Origin of the sequence: Mycobacterium sp., from assembly GCF_049683355.1 — a bacterium.
Classification (GTDB): domain Bacteria; phylum Actinomycetota; class Actinomycetes; order Mycobacteriales; family Mycobacteriaceae; genus Mycobacterium.
Genome location: NZ_JBAUJB010000282.1, coordinates 1 through 1,535, shown reverse-complemented (window position 1 = coordinate 1,535; position 1,535 = coordinate 1). Strand labels below are relative to the sequence as shown.

The following is a 1,535-nucleotide window of genomic DNA, read 5'->3' as shown; positions in this document are numbered from 1 at the left end:
GGGAAGACCCTCGCCGACTACCCGCGGCCGTCGGTCGCCGTCGACACCGCGCTGCTGACGCTCGACGGCGACCGTGGCTTGGTGGTTCTCGAGGTGCGCCGCAACAACGGCCGGGGCTGGGGTCTGCCGGGCACGTTTCTGCACGAAGGGGAGACACTCGCCAAAGCCGTCGACCGGTCGCTCCGTGAAAAGGCCGGCGTCGCCGGGCTGCAGCCTCGTCAACTGCACGTCTTCGACAACCCGACGCGGGACGAACGCGGATGGGTGCTGTCCGTGGCCCACATCGACGTCGTTCCGGTGGACCGTCTCGCCTCTCGCTTGGAGTCGACCAGGCTGGCGCCGATCAGTGCGCCGGGGCGGCTGCCGTACGACCACCCCGACATCATCGACTTTGCGGTCGACCACATCCGGTCCCGCTACGCCGAGACGCCTGATCCCGACCGGCTGCTCGACGATGGGTTCACGATGCTGGAGTTGCGACTGGCACACGAGGCGATCGCGGGACGCCCGCTGCAGCGAGACAGGTTCCGCCGCACCATGGAACCCCAACTGGTCCCCACCGGGGAGATGGCCGCTGGTACCAGGGGTCGACCCGCCGAACTGTTCCGGCGGCGAACGTAGCCGGTTGAGGCTGCGCTGGCGGCGGGTACTACTCGAACGTCGTCACCGCCGTCTGAACGATTGTGTCGGTGCTTTTCACTAGCCTTGCCCGAATGTCAACTGAGATCACAGTCCGGGGTTCGTACTCTGCCTTCCAGCCGCCCGAGCGAGGAACCGTCCACGCCTCCGTCAGCTATCACGGCCCCGAGAAGGACTGGGTCTACGACCAGGTGGCGCGCGACCTCGAGGTCGTGAAGGAATCGATCCGCCGACTCGAAGACGGCGACGACGCCGCAGTCACCCGGTGGTCCGCGGCACAGCTGCGGACCTGGTCCCGTCAGCCCAGAAACGAGGATGGTGACGAGCTCCCGCTCGTCCATGTCGCGAGCGTCGGGCTGGAAGTGAGGTTCCGCGACTTCACCGCACTGTCGCGGTGGGTGGGTGGGCACGTCACCGGAACCGAAGGATTCGAGCTCTCGTATGTGGAGTGGGCGCTGACCACAAAAAGCCGGGACGAACTGGTCACAAGAGTCCGTACCCGGGCCGTTCAGGATGCGGCAGCCCGCGCCCAGCTGTACGCCGACGCCCTCGACCTCGGAACAGTGCGTGCCGTCGCGATCGCCGATGCCGGGATGCTCGGTGCCCAGTCCCCGGGTCGCGAGGCAATGGGAGCGTTCAACGCGGAACCGGGGTCAGCCGGCGGCGGCCCGGACGTCCAGCTCGTACCGAAAGACATCAGCGTGTCGGCGACAGTGGACGCGCGGTTCGTCACGGCCGCCTCCTAGCCACACCAGGCCGGAGTGAACGATCGGTGCGGAGGTGACCTGGATGCCCGCGGTGAAGTCCGAGGCCGTAGGCTGCTGTCCTGACACCGACGGTGGCTGGACTGCGCCGATCTGACGCAACCCACCCGAGGACACCCCTGATGGCGATCG

At 67.6% G+C, this 1,535-nt stretch carries 2 protein-coding genes; both read left to right on the top strand.

Annotation, left to right across the window (positions count from 1 at the left end; all coding sequences use genetic code 11):
- Window positions 1-621 (top strand): NrtR DNA-binding winged helix domain-containing protein (locus WA944_RS16600; RefSeq protein WP_526647149.1); only part of this gene is annotated, 621 nt, incomplete at its 5' end.
- Window positions 622-713: 92 nt separating this feature from the next.
- The gene (locus WA944_RS16595; protein WP_526647148.1) at window positions 714-1,385 is read left to right on the top strand and encodes an SIMPL domain-containing protein; all 672 of its coding nucleotides are present in this window, start codon (window positions 714-716) and stop codon (window positions 1,383-1,385) included.
- Window positions 1,386-1,535: the final 150 nt, after the last annotated feature.

What these genes read in the sequence shown, in the direction of transcription:
- WA944_RS16595 (WP_526647148.1), top strand. Translation starts at nt 714, where the DNA reads ATGTCAACTGAGATCACAGTCCGGGGTTCGTACTCTGCCTTCCAGCCG.